Genomic DNA, 363 nt, shown 5'->3' on the forward strand with positions numbered 1-363 from the left:
CCGGCGCAGGCGGGCGTAGCGCGGTGCGTGCCAGCCCAGCACGAAGGCCGCCGCGGGCGCGACCTCCGGCTGCGTGCGCGACCACTCGGCGAGGCGCTGCAGGGCGCTGTCGACGTCCTGCAGGAAGCCGAGTGCGGTCTGCGCGCGCACGAGGCCGTCGAGGTAGCGCGCGATGCCCTTGGTGCCGAACAGCGGCGCGAAGAACTCGACGCCGTAGCGCAGCAGCTTGAAGTCGATGCGCAGCGCGTGCAGGCGGGCGGGCTCCAGGCTGGCCGCGGCCTGGGCGCCGCGGCGGGCGCGCTTGCGCAGGCGGTCCAGGCGCAGGCGGGCGAAGCTGCGCAGGTCGGCGGCCTCGGCGAGGCT

General features: G+C 76.9%; 1 protein-coding gene. It reads right to left on the bottom strand.

The window, feature by feature from the left end; translation table 11 throughout:
- Positions 1–363 (bottom strand): CHAD domain-containing protein (locus C667_RS24055; protein ID WP_004393530.1); only part of this gene is annotated, 363 nt, incomplete at both ends.

The organism is Thauera phenylacetica B4P (assembly GCF_000310225.1).
In the GTDB taxonomy this organism is placed as follows: domain Bacteria; phylum Pseudomonadota; class Gammaproteobacteria; order Burkholderiales; family Rhodocyclaceae; genus Thauera; species Thauera phenylacetica.